This is a genomic window from Tessaracoccus aquimaris (assembly GCF_001997345.1).
Taxonomy (GTDB): domain Bacteria; phylum Actinomycetota; class Actinomycetes; order Propionibacteriales; family Propionibacteriaceae; genus Arachnia; species Arachnia aquimaris.
The window spans coordinates 83,478-98,435 of record NZ_CP019606.1 but is presented as its reverse complement, the minus strand read 5'-3'; the positions used below and the strand labels follow the sequence as shown (position 1 = coordinate 98,435).

Below are 14,958 nucleotides of genomic sequence, written 5' to 3'. Positions count from 1 at the left end.
ACGGAGTCAGCCATGAAACTCACCAAGATCGCAGCCGGGGCGGCAGCCCTGCTGATGGCGGCAGCCATGACGGCCTGCGGAGGCGACGCGACGCCAGGGGGCACCGACACCCCGGTAGCCACCGACGCCAAGTTCGCCGCCGGAAGCACGATGGAAAAGCTGAACAAGGCGCAGAAGATCACCATCGGCACCAAGTTCGACCAGCCGCTGTTCGGCCTGATGGGCCCCGACAACAAGCCGGTCGGCTTCGACGTCGAGATCGGCACGTTGGTCGCCGCCAAGCTCGGCATCCCCGCAGACAAGATCGAATGGGTCGAGACGGTCTCCCAGAACCGCGAACCCTTCATCCAGAACGGCCAGGTCGACATCGTGGTGGCCACCTACACCATCAACGACAAGCGCAAGGAAGTCATCGACTTCGCAGGCCCGTACTACGTCGCTGGCCAGTCCTTCCTCGTCGCGAAGGGCAACCCGGCAGGCATCAAGGACGTGGAGAGCCTGGGCGACAACACGATCTGCACCGTGACCGGCTCGACCTCCGAGAAGAACATCAAGGAGCACACCGACAAGGTCATCACCGTCGACAAGTACTCCGACTGCCTCGAGCCGATCCGCACCGGCCAGGCGCAGGCGCTGACCACCGACAACGTCATCCTGGCGGGCCTCGTCGACCAGAACGGCGACGAGTTCGAGGTCCTCGACTACACCTTCACCGAGGAGCCCTACGGCATCGGCCTGAAGAAGGGCGACGACGACTTCCGGACGTTCATCAACGACACCCTCGAGGAGTCCGAGAAGGACGGCGCCTGGAAGAAGGCCTGGGAGGACACCGCAGGAAAGGTGCTGCCGACGCCGGAGCCCCCGGCCGTCGATCGCTACTGATCCTCACCACCCGCACACACCACACCTGACTCTCTGAGAAGGAGGCGCCGATGGAGGCCGTCCTGAGCAACCTGGACCAGTACTGGCTCGGGTTCAAGGTCACCCTCGAACTGCTCGTAGTGGGCGGCATCGGCGCCCTCCTTCTCGGGATCGTCATCGCGCTGCTTCGGATCTCCCCGATCGCGAGCCTCCGCGCCGTCGCGACGGGCTACACCGAACTGCTGCGCAACACGCCACTGACCCTGGTGTTCTTCTTCATGCTGATCGTGCTTCCTTCGCTCGACATCAAGTTCCCCAACCCGAAGATCGGCGCGTTCATCGCCCTGGCGTTGTACACCTCAGCGTTCGTGGCGGAGGCGATCCGCTCGGGCATCAACGGCGTCCCCGTCGGGCAGGCCGAGGCCGCGCGGTCGGTCGGCCTCACCTTCGGTCAGACGGTGCGGCTGATCATCATGCCGCAGGCCATCCGGATGGTCATCCCGCCGCTGATCAACGTGTTCATCGCGTTGACGAAGAACACCTCCGTCGCGGCCGGCTTCACCATCGTCGAGCTCGTGGCCATCTCCAAGTCGCTCGCCAACGCCAACGGCAACGCCGTCGTGCCGATCCTGCTCGGGATCGCCGTGTGCTACCTCATCATCACGATCCCGCTCGGCCAGCTCGCCGGGTGGATGGAGCGGAAGGCGATGGTGCAGCGATGAGTACCTCGAACGTCCTCTACGACGCGCCAGGCCCCAAGGCTCGCCGCCTGTCGCTCGTCAGTTCCGTGCTGCTCGCCGTGCTACTGATCGGCGGCTTCGCCTGGTTCATGTGGCGCCTCGGCCAGCCACGCACGACCGTCAACGGCACCGTCCTGAGCGGGCTGTGGGACCCTGCCCGCTGGGACATCTTCGGCGAGTCCGTCGTGTGGCGCACCCTGCTCGTCGACGGCATGGTGATGGGGACGCTGCGGGCCGCAGGCCTCGCCGCCATCCTCGCGCTGATCCTCGGCGTGGTGCTGTGCTTCGCACGGACGGCGTCGTCGCGCTGGGTCCGCGTCCCCACCAAGATCATCCTCGAGTTCTTCCGCGGCCTGCCCGTGCTGCTGATGATGCTGTTCATCATGCTCGCGCTGAAGACCAACGGCTACTGGGCCGCCGTCGGAGCTTTGACCATCTACAACGGCGCGATCATCGGCGAGGCGCTGCGCGCCGGCCTGGCCGCGCTGCCGAAGGGTCAGCGCGAGGCGGGTCTCTCGCTGGGGCTCACCGGCACGGCCACCCGACTGCTGATCGAGTTCCCGCAGGCGTTCCGCCAGATGCTTCCGATCATCGTCGCGCAACTGGTCGTGCTCCTGAAGGACACCTCGCTCGCCTACGTGGTCGCCTACCCGGAGATCCTGCGCAAGGCCGACCAGTTGAAGCAGTTCTACGGCAACCGCTACGCGTTCTCGCTGTTCGTGGTGGTGCTCGTCGCCTACCTGATCGTCAACTTCGCCCTGTCGGCGCTGGCGCGCTGGCTGGCCAGGCGCACCGGCCCGAAGGCCGAGGCGGCCCTGATGACGCAGAACACCAAGACGATGGGGCGCGCCGAAGCCTGACCCGCTCGTTGCCGCGCGGTCGGCTAGGCCGAGGGCCCTACACGTTTGCAGGCAGCGCGGAGACGATGGCCTGGGCCGTCGCCTTCGCGTCGCCGAAGCACATCACCGAGTTCTCGTTGAAGAACAGCGGGTTCTGCACGCCCGCGTAGCCGGCGCTCATCGAGCGCTTGAAGACCACGACGGTGCCCGCCTCCCAGACGCGAAGCACCGGCATCCCGGAGATCGGCGAGCCCGGCTCCATGGCGGCGGGGTTGACGGTGTCGTTGGCGCCGATCACGAGGACGACGTCGGTGTCCTTGAGGTCGTCGTTGATCTCGTCCATCTCGAAGACGATGTCGTATGGCACCTTCGCCTCGGCGAGCAGCACGTTCATGTGGCCCGGCAGGCGACCCGCGACCGGGTGGATGCCGAAGCCGACCTTCTTGCCCTGGGCCCGAAGTCGCGCCGTCAGTTCGGCAACCGCGTACTGTGCCTGCGCGACCGCCATGCCGTAGCCGGGCACGATCATCACGGAGTCGGCCTGGTCGAGCAGCGTCGCGACCTCCGCGGGCAGCGCCTCCCGGTGCTCGCCGTAGTCCTTGTCGACGGCGGACGACGAGTCGTCGCCGAAGCCGCCGAGGATCACGGAGATGAAGGAGCGGTTCATGGCCTTGCACATGATGAAGCTGAGGATCGCGCCGGACGCGCCGACCAGCGCACCGGTGATGATCAGGATCGACATGTCGAGCATGAAGCCGCTCGCGGCGGCCGCCCAGCCCGAGTACGAGTTGAGCATCGACACCACGACGGGCATGTCGGCGCCGCCGATCGCGGCCACCAGGTGCGCGCCGAGCAGCAGCGACAAGACGGCGGCGATGATCAGCGGGATGATCGAGCCGGTCGCCAGGTACCACCAGCCGAGCAGCCCGATCGCGACGACGGTGGCCAGGTTCAGCCAGTGCCTGCCGGGCAGGGTCAGCGGCTTGGACTTGATCCTGCCGTTGAGCTTGCCCCACGCGACGAGCGAACCGGTGAACGTGACGGCGCCGATGAACACCCGAGGAACACCTCGATGGAGTGCAGCGCGTCGGCGTGGCCCTGGGACTCGAGGTGCACGTTGAAGCCGACCAGCACCGCAGCGGCGCCCACGAAGCTGTGCAGCAGCGCGACGAGTTCCGGCATGCCGGTCATCTGGACCTTCTTAGCGCGCCAGAGTCCGATCGCGCCGCCGATGGCAAGCGCGGCGTAAAGCATGATGGCCGCGTCGACCTGCAGGTTGTGGTTGGCGTAGTCGCGGTAGGCGATCGCGAAGTTCGTGGCGACCACGGCGAAGACCATGCCCATGATCCCGTAGACGTTGCCCTTGCGCGCCGTCTCGTGCTTCGACAGGCCTGCGAGCGCCAGGATGAACATCAGGCCCGCGGCGATGTAGGTCGCGTTGATGAAGTTGGTCAGCATGATTCTCAGCCCTTCCGGAACATGCCGAGCATGCGCTGGGTGACGGCGAAGCCGCCGAACACGTTGATCGAGGCGAGCAGCACGGCGACCGCCGCGATGATCTTGACGACATAGGAGTCGCTCGCGAGTTGCGTCATGGCGCCGACGATGATGATGCCGGAGATGGCGTTGGTGACGCTCATCAGCGGGGTGTGCAGCGCGTGCGTGACGTTCCAGACGACGTAGTAGCCGACGACGCAGGCTAGGGCGAAGATGCCGAACAGTGCGACGAACGAGGCGGGCGCGACGGTCAGCGTCGCGATCAGCGCGATGGACCCGAGCCCGACCGCGACGACCTGATGCCACCACGGCCGCTCCTTCGGCGGCGGCGGGGGCTCGATCGGCGCGACCTCCTTCGCCGCAGGGGCGGGCGCTGCCGACACCTCGATGGGCGGCGGCGGGAAGGTGATCTCGCCGTCGCGGACGGTGGTCATGGTGCGCACGACCTCGTCGTCGAAGTCGACGACCAGTCGGCCGTCCTTCTCGGGCGTCATCAGCGTGAGCGCGTTGACGAGGTTGGTGCCGTAAAGCTGGGACGACTGTCCGGGCAGCCGGGACGCGAGGTCGGTCCAGCCGATGATCGTGACGCCGCCCTCGGTGGTGTAGCTCTCACCCGGGCGGGTCAGCTCGCAGTTGCCGCCGCCGAGCGCCGCGAGGTCGACGATCACGGAGCCGGGCTTCATGGTCGCGACCATCTCGGCGGTGAGCAGCCTCGGCGAGGGGCGGCCGGGGATGGCGGCCGTTGTGACGATGATGTCGACGTCCTTGGCCTGCTCCGCGTAGAGCCGTGCAGCCTGCTCGGCGTAGTCGGCGCCGACCTCCTTGGCGTAGCCGTCGGAGCTGACGCCCTGGCCCGCGGTGTCGACGTGTAGGAACGTCGCGCCCATCGACTCGACCTGCTCTGCGGTCTCCGGGCGGACGTCGGTCGCCCGGACGATCGCGCCGAGCGAGTTGGCGGCGCCGATCGCGGCGAGGCCCGCGACACCCGTCCCGGCGACGAGCACCTTGGCGGGCGGGACCTTGCCTGCGGCGGTGACCTGGCCGGTGAAGAAGCGTCCGAACGCGTGGGCAGCCTCGACCACGGCGCGGTAGCCGGAGATGTTGGCCATCGAGCTGAGCGCGTCGAGCGCCTGGGCGCGGCTGGTGCGCGGCACCATGTCCATGCTCATGGCGGTGACGCCCTGGCGGGCAAGCTTCTCGGTGAGCTCCGCGTCCTGGCGGGGTGCGAGGAAGGTGATCAGCACCGTGCCGTGCTTGAGGGCGGCGATCTGGTCGTCGGTTGGCGGGTTGACGCCGAGCACGATGTCGCTGTGCCACGCGTCGTTCACGTCGCCGACGACGGCGCCGGCGGAGGCGTAGGCGTCGTCAGGGAAGGCCGCCCGCTCCCCCGCTCCGGTCTGGACGGCGACGTCATAGCCGAGCTTGATCAGTTGTGAGACGGTGGTCGGCGTCGCCGCTACCCGGTTCTCGCCCGGGACCACTTCGAGGGGGATGCCGATACGCATGCACGCGACCATATCGGCTGGAGACTTTCCCGGCCCGGCGGGGTCGGATTAGCCCGATCCACTCGGCCTTTCCCCCTTGCCTTGAGCATGTTTGGTTGCTCGTTCGGAATTTGAACGTTCAACAGTGGCCAAATCGGCAACGAGTTACCGAACATGCTCACGCGCCGGACCTTCACCACACCGGCAGCGCGGCTCATCGCGCTCGGAGCACCTCGGCGCGGACCGCGTCGAGGACGGTGGCCATCCGTGCGATCTCGGGTTCCGGTATGCCTGAGGCCTCCGCCACCTCGCGCCAGTCGGCAGTGGCGTCGGCCACCTCGGCCACCACCGTGAGGGACCCGCGGGCGGTCAGCCTGCAGGCACCGCCAAGCTTCCCCAACGCCTCGGCGATGCCGATGTGCGTGGAGCGGCCCGCAATCGACGTGTGTCGCGGCCGGCCGAACTCAGGCTCGGGATTGACGTCGAACATGGGCGCCAGTTCCCAACGTTCCCGGCGACGGAGCAACCCCATGTTGCGGAGGTGGTCGTCGGTGTTGTTCATCAGGACGCCGAACACCACCCGCCTGAACACCTCGGCCAGATCCGCGTCGGTGTAGCGCCGCAGCATGGCCACCACATCGAGATAGTCGGGCGGCCGCCGCCCGTCGTCGGGGTTGTCCAGAAGCGTGCTGAAGCTCATGTATGGGACCCGGGTGGCACCCGCCCTGTCGAAGCGGTCGAGGACCACCACACCGCGCCCGCCGACCTGGACGAGCCTGCTGACTGGACGCTCGATCCCTGCTCTCCCAGCAAGATCAAGCGTCACCTGTTCCCAGGCAGGCACGTTCCAACGGTCTGCAGGCATCGGGAACTTGGCGATCTTCAGGTCTCCGCCGTCGATCACGGATGCCTTGGGTCGCGCCCCTCCGAGAGCGGACGTACCGGTCTCGAGCAACCTCGCGAACGGCGCAAACGAGTCGACGTCGTCAGCCGCCCGGTCGGCCGCGTCCAGCAGCACGTCAAGCGTCAACTCGCTCGGCACCGGCGTATCGCTGAGCACCTCTCCGGTAACCGGGTCGGTCAGCCGGAGGGCGCCCTGACGCGCGAAATCGCTGACGTTTCTGAGGTAGTCGACCTCCCCCAGTCGCGCCAACGGGTCAACGGAGCGCGCCTGCCGAAGGAGCAGGTGCCTTCCCCATCTGTCGGGGCCAGCGTCCTGCAGGAACAGGGGCACACCTGCGAAGGTGAAGTCTCCGGACCCCGCGATCGGCAGCATCGGGGCGAGATCGAAACCGTGGCCCTCGTAGAGGAAGGACGGATCGTAGGTGAAGTAGACAGGTGAGGACTCCGTGTCGCCCGCCGCGGTAAGGCTTCCGACGGGCACCTCGGCATTGATGCCCATCCGGACGTCGAGGTGGCGGATCATCTGCGCACCCGCTGCACCCGCGTGCGATCGGCCAACTCGCGGCCGAACCTCGTGCTCATGGGATCAAGCGCCTCGAGCACGTCATCGTCAACCCGCAGTACCGCCAGAACGCGCATCAGGGCACCGATGCCGACGCCCTCGTCGCCGCGTTCCAGACGCGTCACGACGGGGCGCGAGATCCCCGCCCGTCGGGCCAGTTCCTCCTGGGTGAGCTTGTGCAACTTGCGCCAGGCCGCGACGCTCTCCCCGACGCGCGAGAGCGCCCGCTCGGCCATCGGGTCGGCCACTGCATATCGGTCCATGCACCGATGTTACCAGCAACTCTACGTACGATTAACCCTGATAAACGTACGTATCCATACGTTTAGCCATCCAGTCGAGCGGCCCGCGATCCGGGGTCAGAGCACCGCGCCCGGGGTGTAGGCGGCGGCGTCAGGGTCGGAGGAGACGATCCCGGCGACGCGCTCCGCGACCCGGGCGACCTGTGCCTGGGCCGTGCCAGCCAACTCGAGCGGGGACACGATCAGCGCGTCGAGGTCCTCGCGCGTCAGGCCGAGGCGCTCGTCGGCGGCGAGCCGGTCGAGCAGGTCGTTGCTGCGGGCTCCCTTGCGCAGGTCGAGCGCGACCGCGACCGCGTGCTCCTTGATCGCCTCGTGCGCCACCTCGCGACCCACGCCCTTGCGGACGGCGGCCATCAGCACCTTGGTGGTGGTCAGGAACGGCAGGTAGCGCTGCAGTTCGGCCTCGATCACCGCCGGGAACGCGCCGAAGTCGGCGAGCACCGTCAGGAAGGTCTCGAAGAGGCCGTCGAGCGCGAAGAACGAGTCGGGAAGCGCGACGCGGCGCACCACGGAACACGACACGTCGCCCTCGTTCCACTGGTCGCCCGCCAGTTCGCCGACCATCGACACGTAGCCACGGACGATCACTGCCAGCCCGTTGACGCGCTCGCAGGAGCGGGTGTTCATCTTGTGGGGCATCGCGGACGAGCCGACCTGCCCCTCCTTGAATCCCTCCGTGACCAGTTCGAGGCCGGCCATCAGGCGGACGGTGGTGGCGACATTGGACGGCGCCGCCGCGACCTGGGCGAGCGCGGTCACCGCGTCGTAGTCGAGCGAGCGCGGGTAGACCTGGCCCGTCGAGGTGAAGACCTGCGCGAAGCCGAGTTCGTCGGCGATCCGGCGCTCCAGTTCGGCGAGCTTCTCCGCGTCGCCGCCGAGCAGGTCGAGCATGTCCTGCGCGGTGCCGACCGGGCCCTTGATGCCGCGGGCGGGGTACCTGCCGATCAGGTCATCGAGGCGCTCCAGCGAGACGATCAACTCGTCTGCCGCGGTGGCGAACCGCTTCCCGAGCGTGGTGAGTTGCGCCGCGACGTTGTGCGAGCGGCCCGTCAGCGGCTGGTCGGCGTACTGGGCGGCGAGGCGCGCCAACTGGGCGAGGGCGGCGACGACGCGGCGGCGGATCAGGCGCAGCGACTCGAGCACCTGCAACTGCTCGATGTTCTCGGTGAGGTCGCGCGAGGTCATCCCCTTGTGGATGTGCTCGAAGCCGGCGAGGTCGTTGAACTCCTCGATCCTGGCCTTCACGTCGTGGCGGGTGATCCGCTCGCGGGCGTTGATGGAGTCCAGGTCGACCCGGTCGATCACGGCCTCGTAGGCGGCGATCACCTCGTCGGCATCTGCGCCTCCGAAGTCGACGCCGAGGTCGCGCTGGGCGCGCAGCACGGCGAGCCACAGCCTCCGTTCGGAGACGATCTTGGCCTCGGGGCCCAGATGTCGCGCATGGCGGTGGAGGCGTAGCGGTTGGCCAGGACATTGGGGACGCTCATGGGGCGCAGTCTAGTGGCGCCGCGGTGACCCGCCCGACGTCATCCGGCCCCGGTCAGCGACTCGTAGACCCCGAGCAGCCCGCTCAGGTGCGTGCGCTGCGCGGCCCCGTCGGCACCGTCGGCCATCGCCTCGCTCATCGCGGTGACGCGGGCCGGGTCGTCGGCGAGCCGCGCCAGGGTCGCCGCCAGGGAGGCGGCCGACGGTTCGCGCGTCACCTCGACGCCGCCCGCGGGGATGAACTCGGCAAGGTCGGGGTCAGAGATCACCACGGGCAGCGCGCTCGCGATGGCCTCCAGGATGACCATGGGCTGGTTGTCGAAGTCGTAGGACGTGGAGACGAACACGTCGTGCTCGAGCGCCGCGCGGAGCACGGCCTCCCGCGGGACGGCGCCGTGCAGGCGGACGCGGCCCTCCAGCCCGAGCCTGCGCACGAGTCGCCCGGTCGCGGCGAGCGCGAGGCCCTCTCCGTACATGTCGGCGGTGACGGAGTCGGGAAGCGCCGCCATGGCCTCGACGAACACCTCGGGCCGCTTCTCGGGCGAGACCCTGCCGCACCACATCACGCGCAGCCCGCCGTCGGGGCGCCGCGCCCGTGCGCCCGTGACCTGCGCGAGCACCGAGCCCTCCAGCCCGTTCGACAGCACCGTCATGGGCGTGACGACGCCCTGCCCCGCCAACTTTCCCGCGAAGTGCTCGGAGGGGACGATGACGTGGTCGGCGAAGTTGGCCTGGTTGACCATCAGCCGCCACATCCGTCGAGCCAGTCGGGTCGACGTGTAGCGCTGCCCGCCCGAGATCGGCGCCACGTGCGGGATCCGGCGGCGGTGCAGCCAGGCGAGCGGGATGCTGGAGATGGAAGGCAGCGGGAGCACCTTCGCCGTGTACACGTCGACGCGGCCGTGCATCGTCTGCACGGTGGGGATGCCAAGGTCCCGCGCCACCCTCAGCCCGGCGATCGCCCCGATCAGTTCGCTGTGCACATGGACCACGTCCGCGCCCGACAGCGCGCCGCGCAGCACGTCCGCCGTCCGACCGTAGGGCCAGGTGAAGGGGTAGCCGTCTGGCGCGAAGAGGGCCGACGCTGGCAGCGCGACCACCGTGTCATCGGCCGACGGTGCCACCAATGGGCACGCGACGATGACCTCGTGGCCAGCGTCCTCGAGGGCCTCCTTGTGGGCCTTGACGAGGGTCTGAACCCCGCCGAGCGTCGGCAGGTAGTAGTCGGTGACCATCGCGATTCGCACGGGTTGAGTGTAGTAGTGGCCTACCAGGTTTATGCTGTCGGGCGTGTCTCACGTCCTAGTCACCGGCGCTTCCGGGTTCCTGGGCGGCCGCGTGGTCGCCGAGTTGCTCGCGGGCGGCCACGACGTGCTGGCGAGCGGCCGCGACAAGGCCAAACTCGAACCGCTCGGCACAGCGACGCTCCCGGCCGCGCTGTCCGACCTTCCAGCCGCCGCGCCAGAGGGGCTCGACGCGATCGTGCACTGCGCGGCCCTCTCGTCGCCGTGGGGACGCTGGGCCGACTTCCGCGAGGCCAACGTGGACGGCACCGCCGCGGTCATCGAGGCGGCGCGCCGGCGCGGCATCCGACGGATCGTCAACGTCTCATCGCCCAGCGTGTACGCCGCGTTCGGCGACCGGCTCGGCATCACCGAGGACGAGGTCGACGTCACCAACCGGCTCAACCACTACATCGCGTCGAAGATCCGGGCAGAGGCGCTGCTGACCGCGGCGCTTGAGCGAGACGACATCGCGGAGTTGATCACACTGCGGCCCCGCGGCCTGATCGGCGCGGGCGACCCGAGCCTCGCCCCGAGGCTGCTGAAGGTGCACCGCCGCGTCGGGATTCCCCTGTTCCGGGGCGGCCGCAACCTCGTCGACCTGACCGCCGTCGAGAACGTCGCCACGGCGCTGAGGCTCGCCGTCGAGCATCCGGACGCGCACGGGCAGGCCTACAACATCACCAACGACGACCCCCGCCCGTTCAAGGACCTGCTCGACCGCCTACTGGGGCTCCTCGGCGAGACGCCGCGCTACCGCCGCGCGTCGATCCGAGCCTTGTACCCGCTCGCCGGTGCCCTCGAGGGCGTCTGCTCGGTGCTGCCAGGGCACCCCGAGCCGCCCGTGACGCGCTACACGCTCACCACGATCGCGTTCTCACAGACGCTCGACATCGCCCGGGCGCGCGCCGACCTCGGCTACCGTCCGCTCGTTTCCCTCGACGACGCGCTGGCGGCGTTCGCAGCGACCCAGCGGAGGGCCTGACGTTGAGTTCCCCACGCCGAGCCGCCGGGACGCTGGACTACTTCGCGTGCGGGAGCACCAGCCACGACCTGGCGCTACTGTTCCGCGGAGCCCTCGCCGAGACCCGCACCTTCCCTGCGGGGGCCTTCCTGTACCAATCCCCCTCGGGCGCCGTCGTGCTGTTCGACACCGGCTACGCCCCCGACACCGCCGCCGCAGGGCTCCCTGGACGGCTCTACAGCAGGCTGCTGCCTCCAACGGTGGGTCCGGGCGACACGATCGACGCGCGCCTGCGCGCCGCGGGCCTCTCCCCCGACGACGTCACGCACGTCGTCCTGTCGCACGCCCACCCCGACCACATCGGCGGCGTCCGTCACTTCCCAGCGGCCACGTTCGTGATGTCGGCAGGGATCGCCGAGACCCTCGCGTCGCCGCGCCTGAAGGAGGGCGTCCTGAGGGCGCTGCTGCCCGACTGGTTCGCCTCCGCCAAGCGCACCGTGCTGACCGCGGCAGACCTCTCCCCGACGACGGTTCGGGGCCTCGACCTGTCGGCGCACGACCTGCTCGGCGACGGAACCTACCTGCTCACCCCGCTGCCGGGCCACGCCCGCGGGCATCTTGGCGCCGTCGTCGAGGAGCGGGTGCTGCTCGCAGGGGACGCCGCGTGGGGCTCCGACCTGATCGAGCGCACCGCGTCTCTTCGCCCCCTGCCCGGCTTCATCCAGCACGACCGGCGGGCCTACCAGGCGACAGCGCTCGGGCTGCGCGAGGCCGAGGCGGCCGGGCTGCGGATCTGCCTCAGCCACGACCGCTACGACGGGGCGCGGCTCCTGCCATGAGCGCCGACACACTCCGGATCGCCGCCTGGTACGCCCGCACCAGGCTGCTCCGCTTCCGCGACCGGGCGGCGCTGGAGCGGTACCAGCGCCGACGCGTCGCGAAACACCTTCGCTTCCTTGCCCGTCGATCGCCCTGGTACGCGCGGCTGCTGCCCCGGCCGTTCGCTGAACTGCCGCTGATGGACAAGCGCACCATGATGGCCGACTTCGACGACCTCGTGACGGTCGACGTCGACCGCGATGAGGCGCTGGCGCTCGCCATCGAGGCCGAACGGACCCGCCGTTTCGACGCCACCCTCGGCGGCTGCTCGATCGGGCTGTCGTCGGGCACCAGCGGGCACCGCGGCATGTTCCTCACCAGCGCGACGGAGCGCGCCCAATGGGCTGGCACCATGCTCGCCAAGACCCTCCCCCACCTCCGGGGGCAACGGATCGCGCTGTTCCTGCGGGCGGGAGGCGACCTGTACGACACCGTCGGCTCGCGCGCCGTCCGGTTCGAGTACTTCGACACCTTCGAGCCGGTCGAGCAGCACCTCGCGAGACTGGAAGGGCTGTCGCCGACGGTGCTTGTCGGCCCGCCGTCGGTGCTGCGCGGCATCGCCGACGAGGTCTCGGCAGGCAGGCTGAGGATCGCCCCCGAGAAGGTGTACTCGGTCGCCGAGGTGCTCACCCCGCTCGACGAGGCGCGGCTCCGGGAGGGCCTCGGCGTCGGGGTGATCCACCAGATCTACCAGTGCACAGAGGGGTTCCTCGGCTGCACCTGCGAGCACGGCACGCTGCACCTCAACGAGGACGTCGTGCTCGTCGAGCGCGAGCACCTCGACGAGCGCAGGTTCGTGCCGATCGTGACCGACTTCATGCGCCGCACGCAGCCGATCGTGCGCTACCGGATGGGCGACGTCCTCTTGCTGCGCGACGACCCGTGCCCATGCGGGAGCGTGTTCACGGCGCTGGAGCGGATCGAGGGCCGCGAGGACGACGTCCTCCATCTCGCCTCAGGTGAGGGTGGGGTCGTGTCCGTCTATCCGGACCTGGTCGCCCGGGCGGTGGTCTATGCCGACGGCGTCGAGGAGTACCGGGTCGTCCAGGCTTCGCCGCGCCTGCTGCGCATTCACCTTGAGCCACTTTCGCCGCATGTCGTCGAGTCTGTGACCACGGAACTGGCGGCACTGCTGGAGGCTCAGGGCGCGGAAGGCGTCACGTTCGACTTCCAGCCCTATCTGCACGACCCGACGCGCAAACTGCGCCGGGTGGAGAGGCTTTGATATGACCGCTGTCCGCGGACTCCAGATCGACGGCTACGGCGTCGTCCTGCCAAGCCGGAGGGTCACCTTCGGATCGGTGACCAGATACCGCGCCGACGCCCCGTCGCAGCACCTGGGAATGCTCGTTGAGGCGGCGGGCAAGGCCCTCTCTGCCGCGGGCGTCGGTCCCGACGACATCGACTGCGTGCTCGGCGCGACAGCAAGCGACGTGCAGCCGATCCCCTGCACCGCGGCGCTCGTGCAGGAGCAGGTCGCCCCCGACGCGCGGTGCGCGGCGCTCGACGTCAACTCCACCTGCACGAGTTTCATCACCGCCCTCGACGTCGCGTCGAGGTACCTGCGCGACGGCGACTACCGACGGATCCTGATCGTCTCCGGCGACGTCGGCGCCCAGTTCCTCAACCCGGAGCAGAAGGAGAGCTACGAACTGTTCTCCGACGCAGCGGTCGCCGTGGTGGTCTCGACGCCCTCAGAGCCGGGCGTGGGCGTGGTCGCCTCTCTGCAGCAGACCTGGCCTCGGCACGCACACGAGACCGAACTGCGCGGCGGCGGAAGCCGCTACCCGGCGCGCGACTACACGCCTGAGACCGACCACGACCACCGCTTCGACATGAACGGCCGCGCGGTGCTGCTGTCGGCGTCACGGGTGCTGCCCGCGTTCTTCGACCGCTTCTTCGAGCGGGCTGAGGTCTCGATCGACGAGATCGACTACGTGATCCCGCACCAGGCGAGCCGGGCGCTGCCGCTGATCATGCGCAGGATCGGCATCCCAGAGGGCAGGTACGCCAACTACGTCGAGGACTTCGGCAACATGGTCTCCGCCTCGGTGCCCTTCGCGCTTGCCAGGTCGTTGGATGAGGGCCGGATCGGCCCAGGCTCGCGGGTGCTGCTGTGCGGGACCGCCGCAGGCCTGACGGCCAACGCGCTGCTGCTGCAGTTGTAGGGCTCAGTTGACGTCGAACTGGCCGACGGCGGCCGCCACCACCAGCAGACCCTGCGCATCGTCGATGCCGCTGCCACGGAAGGCCTCGAGGGCGTCGGCGTCGCGCCAGATCTCGCACACGTTGACGCGGTCGACGTCGATGGGATCGGGCGAGACGCTGTAGTCCAGGCAGCCGGGGGCCGTTCGCGCCGTCCCGATCGCGTCGAGAGACCGTTCGAGGAAGTCCTCCCTGCTGCCGGTCGCGATCTTCAGGTGTCCTGCCACGATGATCATCGGGCCACAGTATCGGCGGGCGGGTCGATGCCGGTCGGGGCAGACGATGGGCGCGGGTTTCCTCGTAGGGTGCAAGAGGTTTCGACCGATGAAGCGACGCGGGGTCAGTCCCTGCACCGGGTGCGAGGGGTTTCGACCGATGAAGCGACGCTGCGGGCCGCTTCATGGCTCAACCAACGGGCTTCATGGCTCAACCAGCGCCGTTCTCGATCGCCTCAGACCAGGCGCGGAGGAGCGCCGCCAGGTGGACGCGCTCCGAGGCTCGGAGCGGGGCAAGGAGCGCTCGCTCGTTCGCGAGGTGCGCCTCGACCGCCCGATCGATCAGGTCCCTGCCCTCCGCTGTCAACCGAACGACGCGCCCGCGGCGGTCATGCGCGGCCCTCTCGCGCTCCACATACCCCGCGGCCGCGAGCCTGTCGACGCGCTTGGTGATCGCCCCGCTGGTGACCATCGTCCACGCCGCCAACTCGTTGGGCGACAACTCGAACGGCTGCCCGGCGCGCCGCAGGGTCGCGAGCACATCGAACTCGCCCTCGTTGAGCCCGAACTCCGCCTGCACCACCGCGATGCGCTCCCGGAGGTGATCGCCGATGCGGTGTAGGCGGCCGACGATCGCGATCGGCTCGGTGTCGAGGTCGGGTCGTTCCTGGGCCCACTGTTCGCGGATCTGAGAGACATGATCGGTCACCATTTCAGTATATCTTCCTCGGAAACTATA

13 protein-coding genes and 2 pseudogenes are annotated in these 14,958 nt (G+C 69.0%); 7 read left to right on the top strand and 8 right to left on the bottom strand.

Going from position 1 to position 14,958, the window contains the following annotated elements:
• The first annotated feature begins 12 nt into the window (after positions 1-12).
• From BW730_RS00460 to BW730_RS00450, 3 genes are read left to right on the top strand one after another with little or no spacing between them, the layout of a single operon-like run.
• A complete protein-coding gene (locus BW730_RS00460; RefSeq protein ID WP_193432353.1) occupies positions 13-882 on the top strand; it encodes a glutamate ABC transporter substrate-binding protein in 870 nt (289 codons plus the stop codon).
• Between the two features lie 50 nt (positions 883-932).
• Positions 933-1,583 carry an amino acid ABC transporter permease gene (locus BW730_RS00455; RefSeq protein ID WP_077684589.1) on the top strand — a complete coding sequence of 217 codons (651 nt, stop codon included), beginning with the start codon at positions 933-935 and terminating at the stop codon, positions 1,581-1,583.
• Entirely contained in the window at positions 1,580-2,461 is an 882-nt protein-coding gene (locus tag BW730_RS00450) for an amino acid ABC transporter permease (protein ID WP_077684588.1), read from the top strand. The genes BW730_RS00455 and BW730_RS00450 overlap by 4 nt, the downstream gene beginning before the upstream one ends.
• Positions 2,462-2,498: 37 nt before the next feature.
• On the opposite strand, the pseudogene BW730_RS00445 reads toward BW730_RS00450, so the two are convergent.
• The 6 genes and pseudogenes from BW730_RS00445 to BW730_RS00420 all read right to left on the bottom strand — a co-directional run bounded on the left by BW730_RS00445 (position 2,499) and on the right by BW730_RS00420 (position 9,920).
• Positions 2,499-3,898: pseudogene (locus BW730_RS00445) on the bottom strand (NAD(P)(+) transhydrogenase (Re/Si-specific) subunit beta).
• Positions 3,899-3,903: 5 nt separating this feature from the next.
• The gene (locus BW730_RS00440; RefSeq protein WP_077684587.1) at positions 3,904-5,442 is read right to left on the bottom strand and encodes a Re/Si-specific NAD(P)(+) transhydrogenase subunit alpha; all 1,539 of its coding nucleotides are present in this window, start codon (positions 5,440-5,442) and stop codon (positions 3,904-3,906) included.
• Positions 5,443-5,635: 193 nt separating this feature from the next.
• Positions 5,636-6,847, bottom strand: coding sequence for a type II toxin-antitoxin system HipA family toxin (locus BW730_RS00435; RefSeq protein ID WP_077684586.1), 1,212 nt, complete (start codon positions 6,845-6,847; stop codon positions 5,636-5,638).
• Entirely contained in the window at positions 6,844-7,149 is a 306-nt protein-coding gene (locus BW730_RS00430) for a helix-turn-helix domain-containing protein (RefSeq protein ID WP_077684585.1), read from the bottom strand. Before BW730_RS00430 ends, BW730_RS00435 begins: the two co-directional genes overlap by 4 nt.
• Positions 7,150-7,245: 96 nt before the next feature.
• Positions 7,246-8,675, bottom strand: a pseudogene (gene purB / locus BW730_RS00425) (adenylosuccinate lyase).
• Between the two features lie 39 nt (positions 8,676-8,714).
• Positions 8,715-9,920, bottom strand: a complete 1,206-nt coding sequence (locus tag BW730_RS00420; protein ID WP_145952655.1) for a glycosyltransferase — start codon at positions 9,918-9,920, stop codon at positions 8,715-8,717.
• A gap of 43 nt (positions 9,921-9,963) precedes the next feature.
• On the opposite strand from BW730_RS00420, the gene BW730_RS00415 reads away from it, so the two are divergent.
• The 4 genes from BW730_RS00415 to BW730_RS00400 are packed head-to-tail and all read left to right on the top strand — an operon-like array spanning position 9,964 to position 13,967.
• Complete coding sequence (locus tag BW730_RS00415) at positions 9,964-10,941, top strand: NAD-dependent epimerase/dehydratase family protein (protein WP_226996920.1); 978 nt, start codon at positions 9,964-9,966, stop codon at positions 10,939-10,941.
• 2 nt (positions 10,942-10,943) lie between these two features.
• Entirely contained in the window at positions 10,944-11,759 is an 816-nt protein-coding gene (locus BW730_RS00410) for an MBL fold metallo-hydrolase (protein WP_158522435.1), read from the top strand.
• Positions 11,756-13,024, top strand: a complete 1,269-nt coding sequence (locus BW730_RS00405; protein ID WP_077684581.1) for a F390 synthetase-related protein — start codon at positions 11,756-11,758, stop codon at positions 13,022-13,024. The genes BW730_RS00410 and BW730_RS00405 overlap by 4 nt, the downstream gene beginning before the upstream one ends.
• Position 13,025: 1 nt before the next feature.
• The gene (locus tag BW730_RS00400; RefSeq protein WP_077684580.1) at positions 13,026-13,967 is read left to right on the top strand and encodes a 3-oxoacyl-ACP synthase III family protein; all 942 of its coding nucleotides are present in this window, start codon (positions 13,026-13,028) and stop codon (positions 13,965-13,967) included.
• A 3-nt stretch (positions 13,968-13,970) separates the two neighbouring features.
• Here the strand turns inward: BW730_RS00400 and BW730_RS00395 are convergent, their stop codons facing one another.
• Both BW730_RS00395 and BW730_RS00390 read right to left on the bottom strand, forming a co-directional pair.
• Entirely contained in the window at positions 13,971-14,240 is a 270-nt protein-coding gene (locus tag BW730_RS00395; RefSeq protein WP_077684579.1) for a putative quinol monooxygenase, read from the bottom strand.
• Between the two features lie 190 nt (positions 14,241-14,430).
• Positions 14,431-14,931: a MarR family winged helix-turn-helix transcriptional regulator gene (locus tag BW730_RS00390; protein WP_077684578.1), complete on the bottom strand. Its 501-nt coding sequence runs from the start codon at positions 14,929-14,931 to the stop codon at positions 14,431-14,433.
• Positions 14,932-14,958: the final 27 nt, after the last annotated feature.